Annotated in this window: 12 protein-coding genes; 8 read left to right on the top strand and 4 right to left on the bottom strand. The window is 68.7% G+C overall.

Translation table 11 applies throughout. The features are described from left to right. The first annotated feature begins 42 nt into the window (after positions 1-42). Positions 43-1,494 (top strand): DNA/RNA non-specific endonuclease, encoded by a 1,452-nt coding sequence (locus F8M74_RS25570; protein ID WP_141254975.1) that lies wholly within the window; start codon positions 43-45, stop codon positions 1,492-1,494. A gap of 46 nt (positions 1,495-1,540) precedes the next feature. On the opposite strand, the gene F8M74_RS25565 is transcribed toward F8M74_RS25570, so the two are convergent. The 4 genes from F8M74_RS25565 to F8M74_RS25550 form a co-directional block, all read right to left on the bottom strand. Then, positions 1,541-2,533, bottom strand: coding sequence for a L,D-transpeptidase family protein (locus tag F8M74_RS25565; protein ID WP_141254974.1), 993 nt, complete (start codon positions 2,531-2,533; stop codon positions 1,541-1,543). A gap of 64 nt (positions 2,534-2,597) precedes the next feature. Further along, positions 2,598-4,712, bottom strand: coding sequence for a LysM peptidoglycan-binding domain-containing protein (locus F8M74_RS25560; RefSeq protein ID WP_141254973.1), 2,115 nt, complete (start codon positions 4,710-4,712; stop codon positions 2,598-2,600). 151 nt (positions 4,713-4,863) lie between these two features. Continuing rightward, on the bottom strand, positions 4,864-6,417 hold the full coding sequence (locus F8M74_RS25555) for a cytochrome c family protein (protein ID WP_171410252.1): 1,554 nt from the start codon (positions 6,415-6,417) through the stop codon (positions 4,864-4,866). A 5-nt stretch (positions 6,418-6,422) separates the two neighbouring features. Next, the gene (locus tag F8M74_RS25550) at positions 6,423-6,806 is read right to left on the bottom strand and encodes a PleD family two-component system response regulator (RefSeq protein WP_002634498.1); all 384 of its coding nucleotides are present in this window, start codon (positions 6,804-6,806) and stop codon (positions 6,423-6,425) included. A gap of 182 nt (positions 6,807-6,988) precedes the next feature. On the opposite strand from F8M74_RS25550, the gene F8M74_RS25545 reads away from it, so the two are divergent. The 7 genes from F8M74_RS25545 to F8M74_RS25515 all read left to right on the top strand — a co-directional run bounded on the left by F8M74_RS25545 (position 6,989) and on the right by F8M74_RS25515 (position 13,777). Beyond that, a complete protein-coding gene (locus F8M74_RS25545) occupies positions 6,989-8,638 on the top strand; it encodes a mechanosensitive ion channel family protein (protein WP_141254971.1) in 1,650 nt (549 codons plus the stop codon). 121 nt (positions 8,639-8,759) lie between these two features. Continuing rightward, positions 8,760-9,326, top strand: coding sequence for a hypothetical protein (locus tag F8M74_RS25540; protein ID WP_140794704.1), 567 nt, complete (start codon positions 8,760-8,762; stop codon positions 9,324-9,326). 15 nt (positions 9,327-9,341) lie between these two features. Beyond that, on the top strand, positions 9,342-10,169 hold the full coding sequence (locus F8M74_RS25535) for a hypothetical protein (protein WP_141254970.1): 828 nt from the start codon (positions 9,342-9,344) through the stop codon (positions 10,167-10,169). Between the two features lie 14 nt (positions 10,170-10,183). Then, positions 10,184-10,792, top strand: coding sequence for a penicillin-binding protein activator LpoB (gene lpoB, locus F8M74_RS25530; protein WP_090490447.1), 609 nt, complete (start codon positions 10,184-10,186; stop codon positions 10,790-10,792). Positions 10,793-10,807: 15 nt separating this feature from the next. Beyond that, positions 10,808-12,064 (top strand): COG3014 family protein, encoded by a 1,257-nt coding sequence (locus F8M74_RS25525; protein ID WP_141254969.1) that lies wholly within the window; start codon positions 10,808-10,810, stop codon positions 12,062-12,064. A 30-nt stretch (positions 12,065-12,094) separates the two neighbouring features. After that, positions 12,095-12,883, top strand: coding sequence for a ZIP family metal transporter (locus tag F8M74_RS25520; protein ID WP_090490250.1), 789 nt, complete (start codon positions 12,095-12,097; stop codon positions 12,881-12,883). 9 nt (positions 12,884-12,892) lie between these two features. After that, a complete protein-coding gene (locus F8M74_RS25515) occupies positions 12,893-13,777 on the top strand; it encodes a bifunctional 2-polyprenyl-6-hydroxyphenol methylase/3-demethylubiquinol 3-O-methyltransferase UbiG (protein ID WP_141254968.1) in 885 nt (294 codons plus the stop codon). Positions 13,778-13,883: the final 106 nt, after the last annotated feature.

The following is a 13,883-nucleotide window of genomic DNA, read 5'->3' as shown; positions in this document are numbered from 1 at the left end:
CAGGTTCTTTTTCTTCGTAAGAAAACGGAGCCGTGACGCAACTTGGCGCGCCGAACGGCCGACGATGGGAGGCGGGACCTCACCTCGTGCTTCACCTCGTCGGCCCCGAGGACATTCAGGATGACGCTGCGACCCACCACGACGCGAGCCGTTCCCCCGCGCCCGGCATCGGCCGCTTCGCCTCTCAATGCCGTCACCACGCCGGGAGGAAGCTGGAGACGCTCGACGGCCCGCGAGGTGCCCATCAACGAGCTCCAGGAGAAGTTCGGCTGGAAGGATGACAGCTGGCAGGTGGGGTTGATGCAGGCCGCCGACGCGGCGGGCAGCAAGACGCGCGGTGGCAACGGGCAGGTGTCCGCGGCGGAGCTGGAGCGCTACCTGGCCGCGCCCGAGGACGGGCAGTACCTGACGTCCACCGCGCTTCAGCAGAAGCGCTCCTCGCTGGACGCGAAGCTCGCGCAGGGAAATGGCTCCGCGGTGGGCGTGGACGCCTTCGAGAGTGGCTGGCAGGCCACGGTGGCCCGGCGCGCGGACCTGCTGGGGGGCAATGGAGACGGCCAGCTCAGCGCGGGGGAACTGGACGCGTTCATCCAGGCGTCAAAGGCGGGCAAGCACGCGGACACCCGCTGGGTGCCGGACCAGCAGATGGCCGCGTTCCAGAGCCGCGTGGCCGAGGCGGCCGGAGAGTTGGACCCACTGCGCCCCGCCGGAGCGCCGGGCTCGGAGGGGCTCAGCCTGGTGAAGGAGTACTCGCGCCTGGCGCTGGACCAGGGGGCGAACGTCCCCACCTTCGTGAGCTACATGCTGTCTGCGTCGGACATCCAGGAGACGCCCGCGACGGTGTCCCGGCTGGAGAGCACCTTCGTTCGCGACCCCGAGCTGGGCCGCAACGGCGTCACCGACTCCGACTACACGCGGACGGGCTTCGACCGGGGCCACATGAAGCCGGCGGAGGACTCGCCCACGCAGGAGGCGATGAACGAGAGCCACCTGATGACCAACATCGCTCCCCAGCATGGCAACCACAACCAGCAGGTGTGGCGCACGCTGGAGCAGGGCGTCTCCGGTCTCGTGAACTCGCTGGGCGGCAAGGCGTACATCCTCACCGGCAACCTGTACCTGGATGACAAGGGGCAGCCGCTGCCTCCAGAGAAGCGGGAGACGACGGGGGCGGGGGAACGCCGCCTCGCCGTGCCCACGCACAACTTCAAGACGGTCCTCCACGAGCTGCCGAACGGCAGCCTCACGATGTACGCGTACCTGGTGCCCAACACGAAGGACGGGCCGTCGAAGAAGGAGGACATCCTCCCGCTGCTCGATTCGCACCGCGTGCCCGTGGACCGCATCGAGGAGCTGCTGGGGCAGGACCTCTACGCAAACCTGCCCAAGCGGGTGCAGGACAAACTGGAGAAGGGCACGTCGTCCGAAGGCGTCTTCCAGCGCAACAGCCTGTACTTCGCCGCCAGCCTGTTCCGTTTCGCGCCCGGCAACTGACGCGGGGCTTCGCGGCCTGGGCTTCGCTTCAGGGCGAGGCACGGGCTCATGCCACGGGGCGCGGTACGCCCAGGTGCGGGTCGTCCACGTGCTCGACGACGGCCACGCGGTCTCCCACGGAAAGCGCGTCGTGCAGCACGCGCACGGCCTCGTTCGAGTGCCGGATGCAGCCGTGCGAGACGTCGGTGCCCAGGAGGGACGGAGCATTCGTTCCGTGCAGCTCTTCACCGGAGTGCCGGCCATCCGCCCAGGAGAGGTCGAGCATGCGCACGCCGAAGACATGGCGGTCGTTCCACAGCCGTGCGCCGGCCGCTTCGGTGGCCAGTTGATCCAACTTCGTGCGGACCATCTTGAGCCCGGTGCGGGTAGGGGAGGCCGCGGCGCCCGTGGCATTGGGGAAGATGTCCACGAGTTGTCCACGGGTGTCGAAGAGGAAGGTCCGGTGCTCCCGGAGGGCCACCACCACGCGGACCTGTTGTCCGTCGAAGAAGGCGGAAGGCAGTCCCCGTGTCTGCCCACGCGCCCCTGGCGCTGGCGCCAGTGCATCCAGCGCGCGCAGCGTGGCGGCATCCAGGGCGCCCGTAGGGAGGACGGCGGGGAAGGTGCGCGAGGCATGAACCTGGAAGTTCCGCAGCGCTCGGGCAGTGTGCGGGCCGTGGCGTCCGTCCGCGCCACCGTGCAGGGCGAAACCCATGTCGAGCAGGGTGGCCTGTACGGCGCGGAGGCCCTCGCCCTGGCTGCCGGGGCCGAGTACCTGGGCCCCTGACGCGACGTCCGCCAGTTGGGGCAGTCCGGTGAATCGCGCGTTGGCAGGGGGCGCTGGGGGTCGCGCGGGCCGATCCACGCCCTCCGGAGGCAAGGGCGTCCCGGGCGGTGGACGTGCATCCAGCGCGGGCTGAGGACCTTGGTCGACGGTGACTCGGGAGGCAGGCTTGGGACTGCGTGCCGTCTTCCCGAGGGCGGGCGTTGATGCCGCGTCCGGGACGTCAGGCGGAAGGAACGAGATACGTGACTCCGGTGGCGAGATGGATGAGGTCATCCCCGGCCTCAGTGCAAATCGCTGGCCCGACGCAACCACGCGAGGCCTGTCTTCGCGCCGGAGACTATGGCGCGCTGAGGAGCAGCACCTTTCCCGTGGGAATGGTGCGGTGGTCCTTGATCTTGTTCCACCGCATGATGTCGTCCACGCTGACGCCGTAGCGCTGCGCGATGGACCAGAGCGTCTCGCCCTCCGCCAGCGCGTGGACCTTGCCGGCCTTGCCCGCGGGCTTGGCGACGCTCACCGAGTGCTTCGCCAGCACCGTGCCGCCGCGCTCCTGCACGCTGGCGGTGGCCGTGTTGCCATCGGGCCAGACGAACAGCGTGGAGCCCACCTGGAGCGTCGGGTTGCGCCGCTTGAGGTTGTTCCACTGCTTCAGCGAATCCACCGACACGTTGAACTTGTTCGCAATCACCCAGAGGCTGTCACCGGACATCACGCCGTATGTCACGCGCGTGCGCCCGTTGATGGTCTCCTTCTTCACGGGGCCCGCGGCCACCGGGCCTTTGGGCGTGCCCGCCGGTACCTCGTCCTCGGGCCGCACCACCACGCCGGTGCGGCGGGCCTGCGCCACCTTCGTCGCCAGCGCGCCGCCCGAGCTCTTGCCGGCGGGAATCGGAATCACCAGCTCCCCGCCCACGCGCAACGTCCGGGCTGACTTCAGCTGGTTCATCTGGAGGATGGCCTCGGACGCCGTGCCGTACTTCTCCGCGATCTGGGACAGGGTGTCGCCACGCGTCACCTTGTGGATGCGGAAGGTGAGCCGCTCCGCGGGGCTGATGCGCTTGTAGCTATCCGCGAACTGCGGCCCCGTTCCCTTGGGGAGCCGGAGCGTGTAGGGCTTCTTTGCCGTCGCCGGCGGGGTGCACCAGCGCTTCAGCTCCGGGTTGAGGTCCTGCACCACCTTGACGGACACGCCGGCCGCGCGGGCGACGACGTCCAAGTCTGCCGCGTCGGTGAGCTGCACCTCGTCGAAGTCGAGCACGGGCTCGGGGTCGAACTCGTTCTCGTTGAAGCCGAACGCCGCTGGATGCTTGGCCACCAGCGCCGCGGCAATCAGCTTGGGCACGTAGTGCTTCGTCTCCTTCGCCAGGCCGCGCTCTTCGGACAGGAGCCAGAAGTTCGTCGTCCCGTGCCGCTCCACCATCCGCCGGACGCGCCCGGAGCCGGTGTTGTAGCCGGCCCACGCCAGGTACCAGTGCCCCAGCTCGCGCTTGAGGTCCTTCAGGTATGACGCCGCGGCGTGGGTGGCCTTGATGGGGTCCCGCCGCTCGTCCACCCAGAAGTCCTGCTTCAGCCCGTACTGCTTGCCAGTGCTGGAGATGAACTGCCACGGCCCCGCCGCGTGCGCCCACGAATAGGCATGCGCCGAGAAGCCGCTCTCAATCATCGCCAGGTACACCGTGTCCTTCGGCAGGCCGTACTGCTCCAGGATGGGGTGCATCACCGGCACGTACCGGGCCGCGCGCGACATCCACTTGCGGAACCAGCGTCGCCCGGGCCCCTGGAAGAACTGGACGTACTGGGCCACCAGCGGCTGCATCTCCACTGGGATGTCGTAACGGTCCTGAATCTGCCCCACGTCGAAGGTCGCCAGGTCCGTGATGAGCGGAATCTCCGGCAGCTCTTCGTCCTCGCGGAAGGTGTGCTCGTCGAGCGCGTCCAGCATGCGCATCCGCAGCGGGTTGGCGAGCCCGAGCCGCCGCAGCGACTGCATCACCTCCGCGGTGGAACGCGACGCCGGGTCCAGCGCGGCGCCTTCCAGTGCGCGCAGTTCCTCCAACTCGGCGGACTCGGATTCAACCGCGTCGCGCGTGGCCTCGTCTTGCTCGGAGGCGTCCTCGGCCACCATCGGCGTGCCGGGCTCCAGCGGCTCCAAACCGGGCTCATCGACATCATCGGTCGCGGTATCCGCGGTGCCAGATTCCGTGGCGGCCGTGGGTGCCTTCTCGCCACCAGTCACCGGCGACGGAGCCTCGCCTGTCGGCTTCACGGCAACGGGTGCTGTTTCCAGGCTGGCCGTGGGTGCCTTCTCGGCCGGTGACTGCGCTGCAGGTGCCTGCGCACTCTCGGATTCCACCACCTGTGCCTTGGCAGGAACGGGCCCCACGGGCGGTGGGGTGAGCCCCGAGGCAGGGGCTGAGGCCAGGGCGAGCAGAAGCAGAGGTAGAGGCGGCATACAGTCGCGGGAACGGGCGCCCGGAGGCGGGCGAAAGCCGGAAGTAATCGCCCTTTTCCTTGACAGTCAAACAAGGAGTCGCGGCATGCGCGTCTTGTTCGGACGTCGGGTAGGAGCAACCGCCCAGGCGAGGCCCTGGATTCCTGGATGACTAGGGCTTCCCGTGTCCCGGCCCCACGATGCGCGGCAAGTACGTCGCGAAATCGAAGTGAGGCGAGTTCTCCGGGTTGTGGCAGGTGACGCACACGCTCTCGCCCGGCGAGGCGATGATGTTGTGGGTGCCAGGCGCATCCGCGTGCTCCGAGCCCGGACCGTGGCAGCTCTCACAGCCCACGTCCTCGCGGCCCGCCACCTTGTCCAGCCGGCAAACGCCGCCGGGCTGCTCCCAGCCGGTGACGTGGCACCCCACGCAGTTGAGGTGGAACTGCTTGCCCACCTGTTCCAGCGTCTCCCAGGCGTGGTGGTGCTTGGACTTCTCCCAGACGAGGAAGGCGTCCTCGTGGCAGGTGCGGCAGGGCTCGTTGCCCACGAAGCCCGCGCGGCCCGGCGCCGGAAGCGGGCAGTCCTGTCCATGCGCCTTCGCCCAGGCGAGGTTCATCTTCCCCACGTCCGCGTCGTAGGCGGACACCAGCGCGACCGCCTCCGCGTCGGAGGGAAGGCTGGACTCCAGGGGGACGAAGCGCAGCGTGAATGCGTTGACGCCGTCGGGGGTGACGGGCGGAGCGTCCAGCAGGGCCTGCCGGCGCGCCACCAGTTCGTCGCGTTTGCCCTGCTTGAGCGCCTTGAGCTTCGGGTCCGTGCCGGGGAGGTTGATGTCCTTGTCCAGCAGCGCCGTGCGTTGCTCCAGTGCGGCGGCCTCACGCTCCAGGTCATCCTGACCCTTCTGCAACGCAAAGGGGCCTGCCTGGGGCGCATAGGCCAGGTCCACTCGCAGCAGTGAGCGTCCCTTGCTCTGCAGCGCCACCACCGGCACCGCGGACCGCACCAGCCGGTTCTGCTCGCCGCTGAACTCGGTGGCGGTGCGGGTGGCCACCACCACGTCGGCCTTCAGGCCCGGCTGCTCCACCGCCTGCTGGGCCACGTCCAGCGTGACATCCAGCAGGCCCACCACGAAGTCCGCTCCCTGCGAGCGGGCCTGGGCGCTGGCCTCCGCGAGCTGCACGGCCGTGGTCGCCGCCACCACGCCCACCGTCCGTTCGCCCGCGGGCAGCAGCTTCACCGCGCCCGGCGCCAGCTCCGGCAGCCTCAGTCCCTTGCGGAAGTCCACGCCCTGCGTGTCGTCCAGCGGGCCGGTGGCGCGCACCGCCAGTCCCATGTGCCGCATGGCGTCCGCGAGCGCCTTTGCCTTGCGCTCCTCCTGGGGCACTTGTCCCGGCTTGAGCCGCTGCTCGCCGAAGAGGCTGTTGCCGCCATCCACATAGAGGACGGGCAGCGAGCCCTTGCGCGCCGACTGCACCTGCGCGGCGGCGCGGGCGATGCCGCCTCGCATGTTCTCGCTACAGCCGCACGGGCCCAGGTAGCCACGCGTGTCGGCAGAGAGGAAGAGGATGGCGCCCGAGCCCTGGCTTGCTGCCGCGGCGGGCTTCGCGGCGGCGGTGGCCGACGAAGACGAAGCGTCTGCTTCCGCGGGCTTGGGGGGCGGGTCCTTGCGTGCACAGCCAGCGAGCGACGCGGCCAACAGGGCCGCGGCGAGGAAGGCACGCATGGGATTCACCAGAGGATGCTCTGCACCAGTTCGTCGATCTTCTCACCCATGGCTTCCAGTCCGTTCACCTTGGACAGGGAGCCGTCTGCCCCCACCTGTTCGGCCAGCTTGGACAGCTCGTCGTCCGGGAGGCTGGAGAAGAGGACGATGGGGATGTCCTGCGTGCCGTACTCGTTCTTCAGAGTGCGACAGATATCCGTGCCCTTGGCTTCGGGCATGTGGATGTCGGTGAGGATGAGGTCCGGGCGCCAGGTCTGCAGCGTCTTCTCGAACTCCATGAGCGTGGAGGTGGCGATGACCTCGTAGCCGCGCGCTTCGAGCACGGCCTTCTCCATCGCGAGCGTAATCTCGCTGTCATCAATCAGGAGGATTCTTCGCTTCTCGGACACGGCGACCTTCCTTCACTCCTTTATCTATCCTACCCCCACGCGCCGCACCAACGCTTTCCCGTGCGCTCCCGGGGCCGGCGTTTCCCTGATTTCGGATGTCCACCGCCGCACGCTCGCCCGCCGGGTCTCCGGGGACGACTTCTTTCCAGTGAGACATCCAAAAAGGGATATGGAAGTCCGCCATGATGCACCGTGACAGATGGACCCTGAGAGCACTCGTCCTGGGACTGGGGCTGCTGTGGAGCCTTCCTGCCGCCGCGCTCAACGCAGGTCTCAGCCCGCCGCCCCCCTCGGTGGACCGGAAGACGCCGCAGGCCACCGTGCAGGGCTTTCTGGCCGCCGCGCACCGAGGGGACTACGCCCTGGCGGCGCACTACCTGGACCTGGACTACATCCCCCGCGCCCAGCAGGCGGAGCGGGGCTTCCAACTGGCCCGCGCGCTCAAGTTCGTGCTGGACCGCAAACTGCCCGTGGACGTGGGCTCGCTGAGCAAGGAGCAGGAGGGCGACCCGGCCGACGCGCGCTACGACCAGTTGGGCACCATTCCGTTGCAGGGGAACAACGTCCCTGTCCGCGTCCAGCGTGTCTCCTCTGCAGAGGGGGCGCAGGTCTGGGTCTTCAGCGAGTCCACGGTGCGGCAGGTGGACCCGCTCTTCGCGGAGTATGGCCCCCGGCTGGTGGGCCTCCTGCCGGCCTTCTTCTTCAGTGACACGGTGCTGGGACTGGAGCCCTGGCAGTGGCTGGGGCTGCTGGTGACGGTGCTGGGCAGCCTGGGCCTGGCGGTGCTGCTGGAGCGCCTGGTCCTGGCCTTCGCCCGCCGTGTGGCGCGGTGGACCCGGTTCACCTGGGAGGAGGATGTGGTCTCCTCGGGGAAGGGGCCGCTGAAGCTGCTCACCTTCTCCGCGCTGCTGGTGGTGGGCACGCTGCTCTTGCGGCTGCCTCGTCCGGCGCAGGGCGTGTTCATCCGGATTGGCTATTCGTTGAGCGTCGTGGCGCTGGCCTGGGCCGTGCTGCGCATCCTCCACGTCTCCGTCGCCTTCGTGCAGAGCCGCGTGTCGTCGGAGATGAAGGACGCGGCACGGGCGCGCAGCGTGAGCACGCAGTTGGTGGTGCTCCGCGCCATCTTCGAGGTGGCCACCTACGTCATCGCCGCGGCGCTGCTGCTCATCCAGTTCGAGGTGGTGCGCAATGTCGGAGTGTCACTGCTGGCCTCCGCCGGTATCGCCGGCCTGGTGCTCGGTCTCGCGGCGCAGAAGTCCATTGGTACGCTGCTGGCCGGCATCCAGCTCTCCATCACCCAGCCCATCAGTATTGGCGACACCCTCATCACCGAGGGCGAGTGGGGCACGGTGGAGAAAATCACGCTCACCTACGTGGTGCTGCGGACGTGGGACCAGCGCCGGCTGGTCATCCCCATCGTCCAGTTCCTGGACAAGCCCTTCCAGAACTGGAGCAAGGGGAATCCGGAGATGCTGGGGCCCGTCATCCTCCAGGTGGACTTCCAGACGGACATCGACGCGCTCCGCGTGGAGCTGCGCCGCATCCTGGAGAACGAGGGCAAGTCCATGTGGGACGGCCGCGTGGCGACGGTGGTCGTCCTGGACGTGCTGGACCGGACCCTCACGGTGCGCGCGCTGGTCAGCGTGTCGGACTTCAGCAAGCTCTTCGACCTGCGGGCCCTGGTGCGCGAGAAGCTGGTGGCCTTCCTGCGCGCCCACCCGCTGTGGCTGCCCGTCACCCGCACGGAGGCGCGTCCCTTCCCGCCGCCCGAGTTGGACCCGGCGCAGCTGTCCGCTTCCCCGGATTCGCCGCCCACGCCGCCTCGGGCGTGAAGGCGGGCTGCCCCCCAGGCGCAGTGAGCCCTTGCCTGGGGGCATGGGGTTTTGAATAGTCGGCGCGCCGCGCCGTCATAGCGCTGGAAATTCGCACCTACCGCCCGGGGGAGTCTTCGAGATGATGCGTCATGTCAGGTTGTGTGGGGCCCTTGCGATGGTGGCCGCCACCGTGCCGCTGACCGCCAGTGCCCAATCCCGAGGCCGCACGGACGGTCCAGAGGAGTCCGAGTACGGCAAGGGGGGCTACAGCGGTCCCGGAGGCCGGAGCGTGTCGCTCCAGCTCGACTGGGGCGCGGCCATCAACTCCCGCAAGCCGCCTCGGGGCGCGCCGGAAGGCCCGCCGCTGTTCGTGGGCGCCACGCTGTCGCTGTGGGGCGCGGACTGGTACCAGCTGGACGTGAGTGGTGCCTACGTGTTCGACGGGGGCCGCTTCGTCGGCATGGTGGGCCCGCGCTTCCGGACCTGGGGCTGGCCGCTGGTGTTCACCGCGGGCCTGAAGGCCGGCGCCATCGTCATCCCGGAGGGAGAGGGCCTGCGCTTTGGCATCTCCCCGCAGCTGGGTGCCGAAATCCTGCTGGGGGACCACGAGAACATCCTCATGGCCCTCAACTACACCCCGGACATCCCCATTGGCGGTGGCGGCGTCACGCACCGGCTGGGCATGTCCGTGGGCTACAAGTTCTAGCAAGGAGGCTTCGACATGATTGCCCAACTGCTTGCCGCCACGCTGGCGTTGGCCTCCAGCCAGGCGCCCGTCTCTGTTTCCGGCCGGGGAAGTCCGCAGGTGAACCTGCCGTTTCCGGCCGGAGACGTGCAGACCTACAACATCATCCAGTGGGACCCCAACCAGCTCCCGCGCATCTACGAGCGCTCCGACCAGCTCCCGCTCACCGACGAAGAGCTGACGAAGCTGTCCCAGGCTGGCTTCGAGCCCGCCCAGCTCGTGAAGATGATTGAAGAGCGCCGCTGCGCCTGCGACGCCAGCGCGGACGGCCTCATCCGGCTCAAGAAGGCCGGCGTGGACAAGGACGTGCTGGCCGCGGTGTCCCGGCACGGACTGGCGCCCAACCGCGGGTTGAACCTGCTGGTGACGCTGGACTTCACCGGTGAGAGCCGCACCGCGCGCGAGGCGTTCCTCTACTTCTTCGTGGACGACGGAGACATCACCCGCGTCTTCACCGCCAACATCCCGGAGCTGCTGAGCCGCCGCAACAGCCACGAGACGACGGTGGACCGCAGCGACATCCTCGTCGCGCGCACCGTGCGCCGTGTCCAGCTGGCGGGCCAGGTGCCGCTGCGCACCTACGGCAAGCACAACGTGCTGGTTGTCGCCAGCGCCAGCCCCACGCTCACGCATCCGTCCCAGCTCACCGCGCAGGAGCTGTCGCGGTCGCAGCGCTACACCTTCGACTACCCTCGTGCGTCGCTGCAGAACGTCTGCCGCCTGACGGCCGGGTACCGCCGCGACGCGGTGCTCGCCTACAAGTGGAACTTCGAAGGCAGCCGCTTCGAATGCGAATGGAACTAGGAGTGACCCGCACCATGAACACCCGCCGCCTGCTTCTGTCCGCCTGCCTCGCCGCTTCGCTGTCCGCCTGCACGGGCCCGCGCGCCTTCACGCGTGGCACGTACGAGGACCCGAACACCATCGAGATGCTGTCGGACCGCTTCAACGAGAACGACCTGCAGCTCATCGCGAAGAAGATGGCGGAGTCGCTCGCCACCTCGCCGCGCTTCTCCCAGCCCCGGCCGGATGGCTCGCTGCCCATCGTCCTGGTGGGCAAGCTGAAGAACAGCACCTCCGAGCACATCGACATGCGCTCGCTGGGCGACAAGATTCAGACGGCGCTGGCGCAGACGGGCCGTTTCGCCCTGGTGGACCAGCAGGCGCGCCAGGACATCGCCGAGGAGTACGAGTACCAGCAGTCCGGCTACGTCGACCCGAACACCGCCAAGGGCCCGGGTCAGCAGACGTCGGTGGACTTCCTGATGACGGGCGACCTCGCCTCCATCATCCAGGAGGTCGGCCGTGACAAGCTCGTCTATTACAAGATGACCGCGAAGCTCAGCAACGTGCGGACCGGCCTCATCGAGTGGACGGACGAGAAGCAGATTCGCAAGAAGTTCGAGAAGCGCGGCGTGAGCTGGTAACGGGCGCACCCTTCCATGTCCATCCACTCCCGCAGCCCGGTCCGCCTGAGCGGGTGGGGCGCGCTCGCGCTCGCGAGCGTGCTCCTCCTGTCGTCGGGCTGCGCGGGTGACTATGTGGCGCGAACCCGGGGCGTGCGGTCCGCATACCAGTCCGGGGACTATTCGCGCGCGCTCTCCACGCTGGAGGCCGCGGCGAAGGAAGGGCCCGCGCAGGACCGCCTGCTGGTGTTGATGGACCAGGGCATGGTGTTGCACGCCGCCGGGCAGTGGGCGGAGAGCAACGCCGTGCTCGAGGAGGCGGAGCGGCTCAGCGAGCAGATCGACAGTGTCTCCGTCAGCGAGGAGGCGAAGACGCTCGTCACCAACGAGCGTCAGCGCACCTACCGCGGGGAGGACTTCGAGAAGCTGATGATTTCCGTCCTCCAGGCGCTCAACTACGCGGAGCTGGGCGACGACGAAGCCGCCATGGTGGAGGTCCGCCAGGTCAACGAGCGCCTGGAGAAGATGATCGCCGAGGAGAAGAAGCCCTACGAGCAGCTCGCGATTGCCCGCTACCTGGGCGGCGTCATCCGGGAGGACCAGCGAGACTGGGACTCGGCCTACATCGACTACGCGAAGGCCTATGAAATCGCGCCCCGCAAGGACGCGCTGGCCGAGCCCCTGCTACGGCTGGCGAAGAAGGTGGGCCGCGACGACATGTACGCGGAGCTGCTGGCGAAGTACCCGGACGTCCCGCACGCTCCGCTGGCGCCGGACGAAGGGCAGCTCGTCGTCGTGGTGGAGGCGGGCCTGTCTCCCGAGAAGCAGCGCGGCTCCAGGGACCCGGGCGGCGGTGGCGACCTGATTGAAGTCCCCACCTACCGGAACCGGGGGCTCGCGCCGCCCGTGAGTGTCGCCCTGGAGGGCCAGTCCCAGCAGGCGGTGACGGTGACGTCCCTGGCGGACGTGGCCGTGGTCCACCTGAATGACCGGATTGGCCGCATGCTGGCGAAGCAGCTCGCTGGCGTGGCCGTGAAGGCGGGCGTGGCGGCGGGCGTGGGCGCGCTGACGAAGAGCGATGAACTGGGCGTGCTGACCTTCCTCGTCCTCAGCGCGATGAATGCGCCAGACCTGCGTTCCTGGCTCTCCCTGCCCGCGGAGTTCCAGGTGGCGCGCTTTCGCGTGCCCGCGGGGAATCACACCGTGCGTGTGACGAGTTGGGGGCAGGTGACGGAGCATCCGGTGGAGGTGAAACCGGGCCGGGTGGGGTTGTTGGTGCTCCGGCGCTACTGATTTGGTTTTTTGATGTAGGGTGCGCGCCCCATGTCGCCGGTCCTGGCCACGGTGGCCCTGTATTCCCTCATCATCGTCCTCGGCGCGCTGGCTGGCGCCGTGGTCGTCGTCTTGAACGACCGTCCCACCCATCTGGTGCGCTTCCTGGCTTTCGCCGCGGGCGTGATGCTGGGCGCCGCCTTCTTCCACATGCTGCCGGAGGCGTATCTGGGTGGCGGATGGTGGGCCTTCGCCCTGGTGCCCGCGGGCTTCGCCTTCCTGCTGGTGCTGGAGCGCTACCTCGTCGCGCACGCGGGCGAGGACATCTCCCACGGAGACACCATGGCGGGCACCGGGCACTCGGTGCATCCGGGCCACGTGCTGGGGCTCACCGCCTTCCTGGGGCTGTCCACGCACACGTTGTTTGACGGGATTGCCCTGGGGTCGGCGGTGGAGGAGGGCGTGGGGGGCATGGCGCTGCTGGCCATCGTCGCGCACAAAGTGCCCTCCGCGCTGTCGCTGGCCTCCATCCTCAAGACGGAGGGGCGCTCGAAGGCCTCCATCCTGTCGCTGTCCACGCTGTACGGGATGATGGTGCCGGCCGGCGCGCTGCTCTACTTCCTCTTCGACGCGATGCTGCAGTTCGAAAGCCTCGCGGCCAAGGCCCTGGCTTTCTCCGCGGGCACGTTCCTCTACATCGCCGTGTCGGACCTGCTGCCCCACGTGCACCGGCACGGCAAGGACCAGCCGGGCCGCAACGTGCTGGCGCTCTTCGCGGGCCTGCTGCTGATGTTCCTGCTCGCGCGGCTGATGGGGCACCCCGAGCACCCCGGCCACTGAGCGCCCTTCATGGAAAAACGCACCGACTGGTACGAACACCCGCAGTACTACGAAGCCATCTTCGGCACGGACACCGTGCGCGAGGTGGACTTCCTCCAGACGCTCAGCGAGCGCTTCGGCACGGGCGGCAAGCTGTGGCTCGAGCCCGCCTGCGGCGCGGGGCGGCTCGTGGAGGAGGCATCGAGCCGGGGCCTGCGGGTGGTGGGCTATGACATCTCCGAGGCGATGCTGGCCCATGCGCGAAAGCGCCTGACGCCGGCGCAGCGGCGGCGCGTGAAGCTGGGGCCGTCACGCATGGAGTCCTTCGCCGACCCGTCGCTGGAGGGTCAGGTGGACCTGGCGCACTGCCTGGTGTCGACCTTCCGCTACCTGGACAGTGAGGCCGCGGCGCGCCAGCACCTGCTGGGGACGCGGCGGCTCTTGAAGCCGGGCGGCATCTACGTGCTCGGCTTCCACCTCACGGACTATGCGCGCGCCCGGCCCGAACACGAGCGCTGGGTGGGGCAGGTGGGGGAGGACCGCGTCGTCTGCAACACGAACGAGGGCCTTCCGGAGCAGCGGGCGCGGCGCTCGCCCATGCGCAACCGCCTGCGCGTCACCGGGCCGGACAAGGACTGGCTCATCGAAACCCAGTGGCACTTCCGCACGTACAGCAATGCCCAGGCGGCGAAGCTGTTCCGCGACGCGGGCATGCGGGTGCTGGCCGGGTACACCTTCGACTACGACATCAACGCACCTGTGGAGCGGGGCAGCCTCCGGTTGGACCGCGTCTTCGTCCTCCAGCCGGACCCCGAGTCTCCGTCCGTGGACCCTGCCGAGCCTGGGCGTGCGTCCGCGCGGAAAGCACCCAAGAGGGCCTCGACGCCCCAGAAATCGCGCAAGATTTCACGATGAGGGCGTTTTGAGAGGGTTGGAGAGGCACTCCTGGTGAACTCTGGGCGGCCTGCGTTCTGATGGGACGCGGGCGCGTTCTGCTGGAACGCAACTCAGGCCCCTCGTG

Source organism: Myxococcus sp. CA023 (assembly GCF_010998615.1).
GTDB lineage: Bacteria > Myxococcota > Myxococcia > Myxococcales > Myxococcaceae > Myxococcus.
This window is presented reverse-complemented; position numbering and strand designations above follow the sequence as displayed.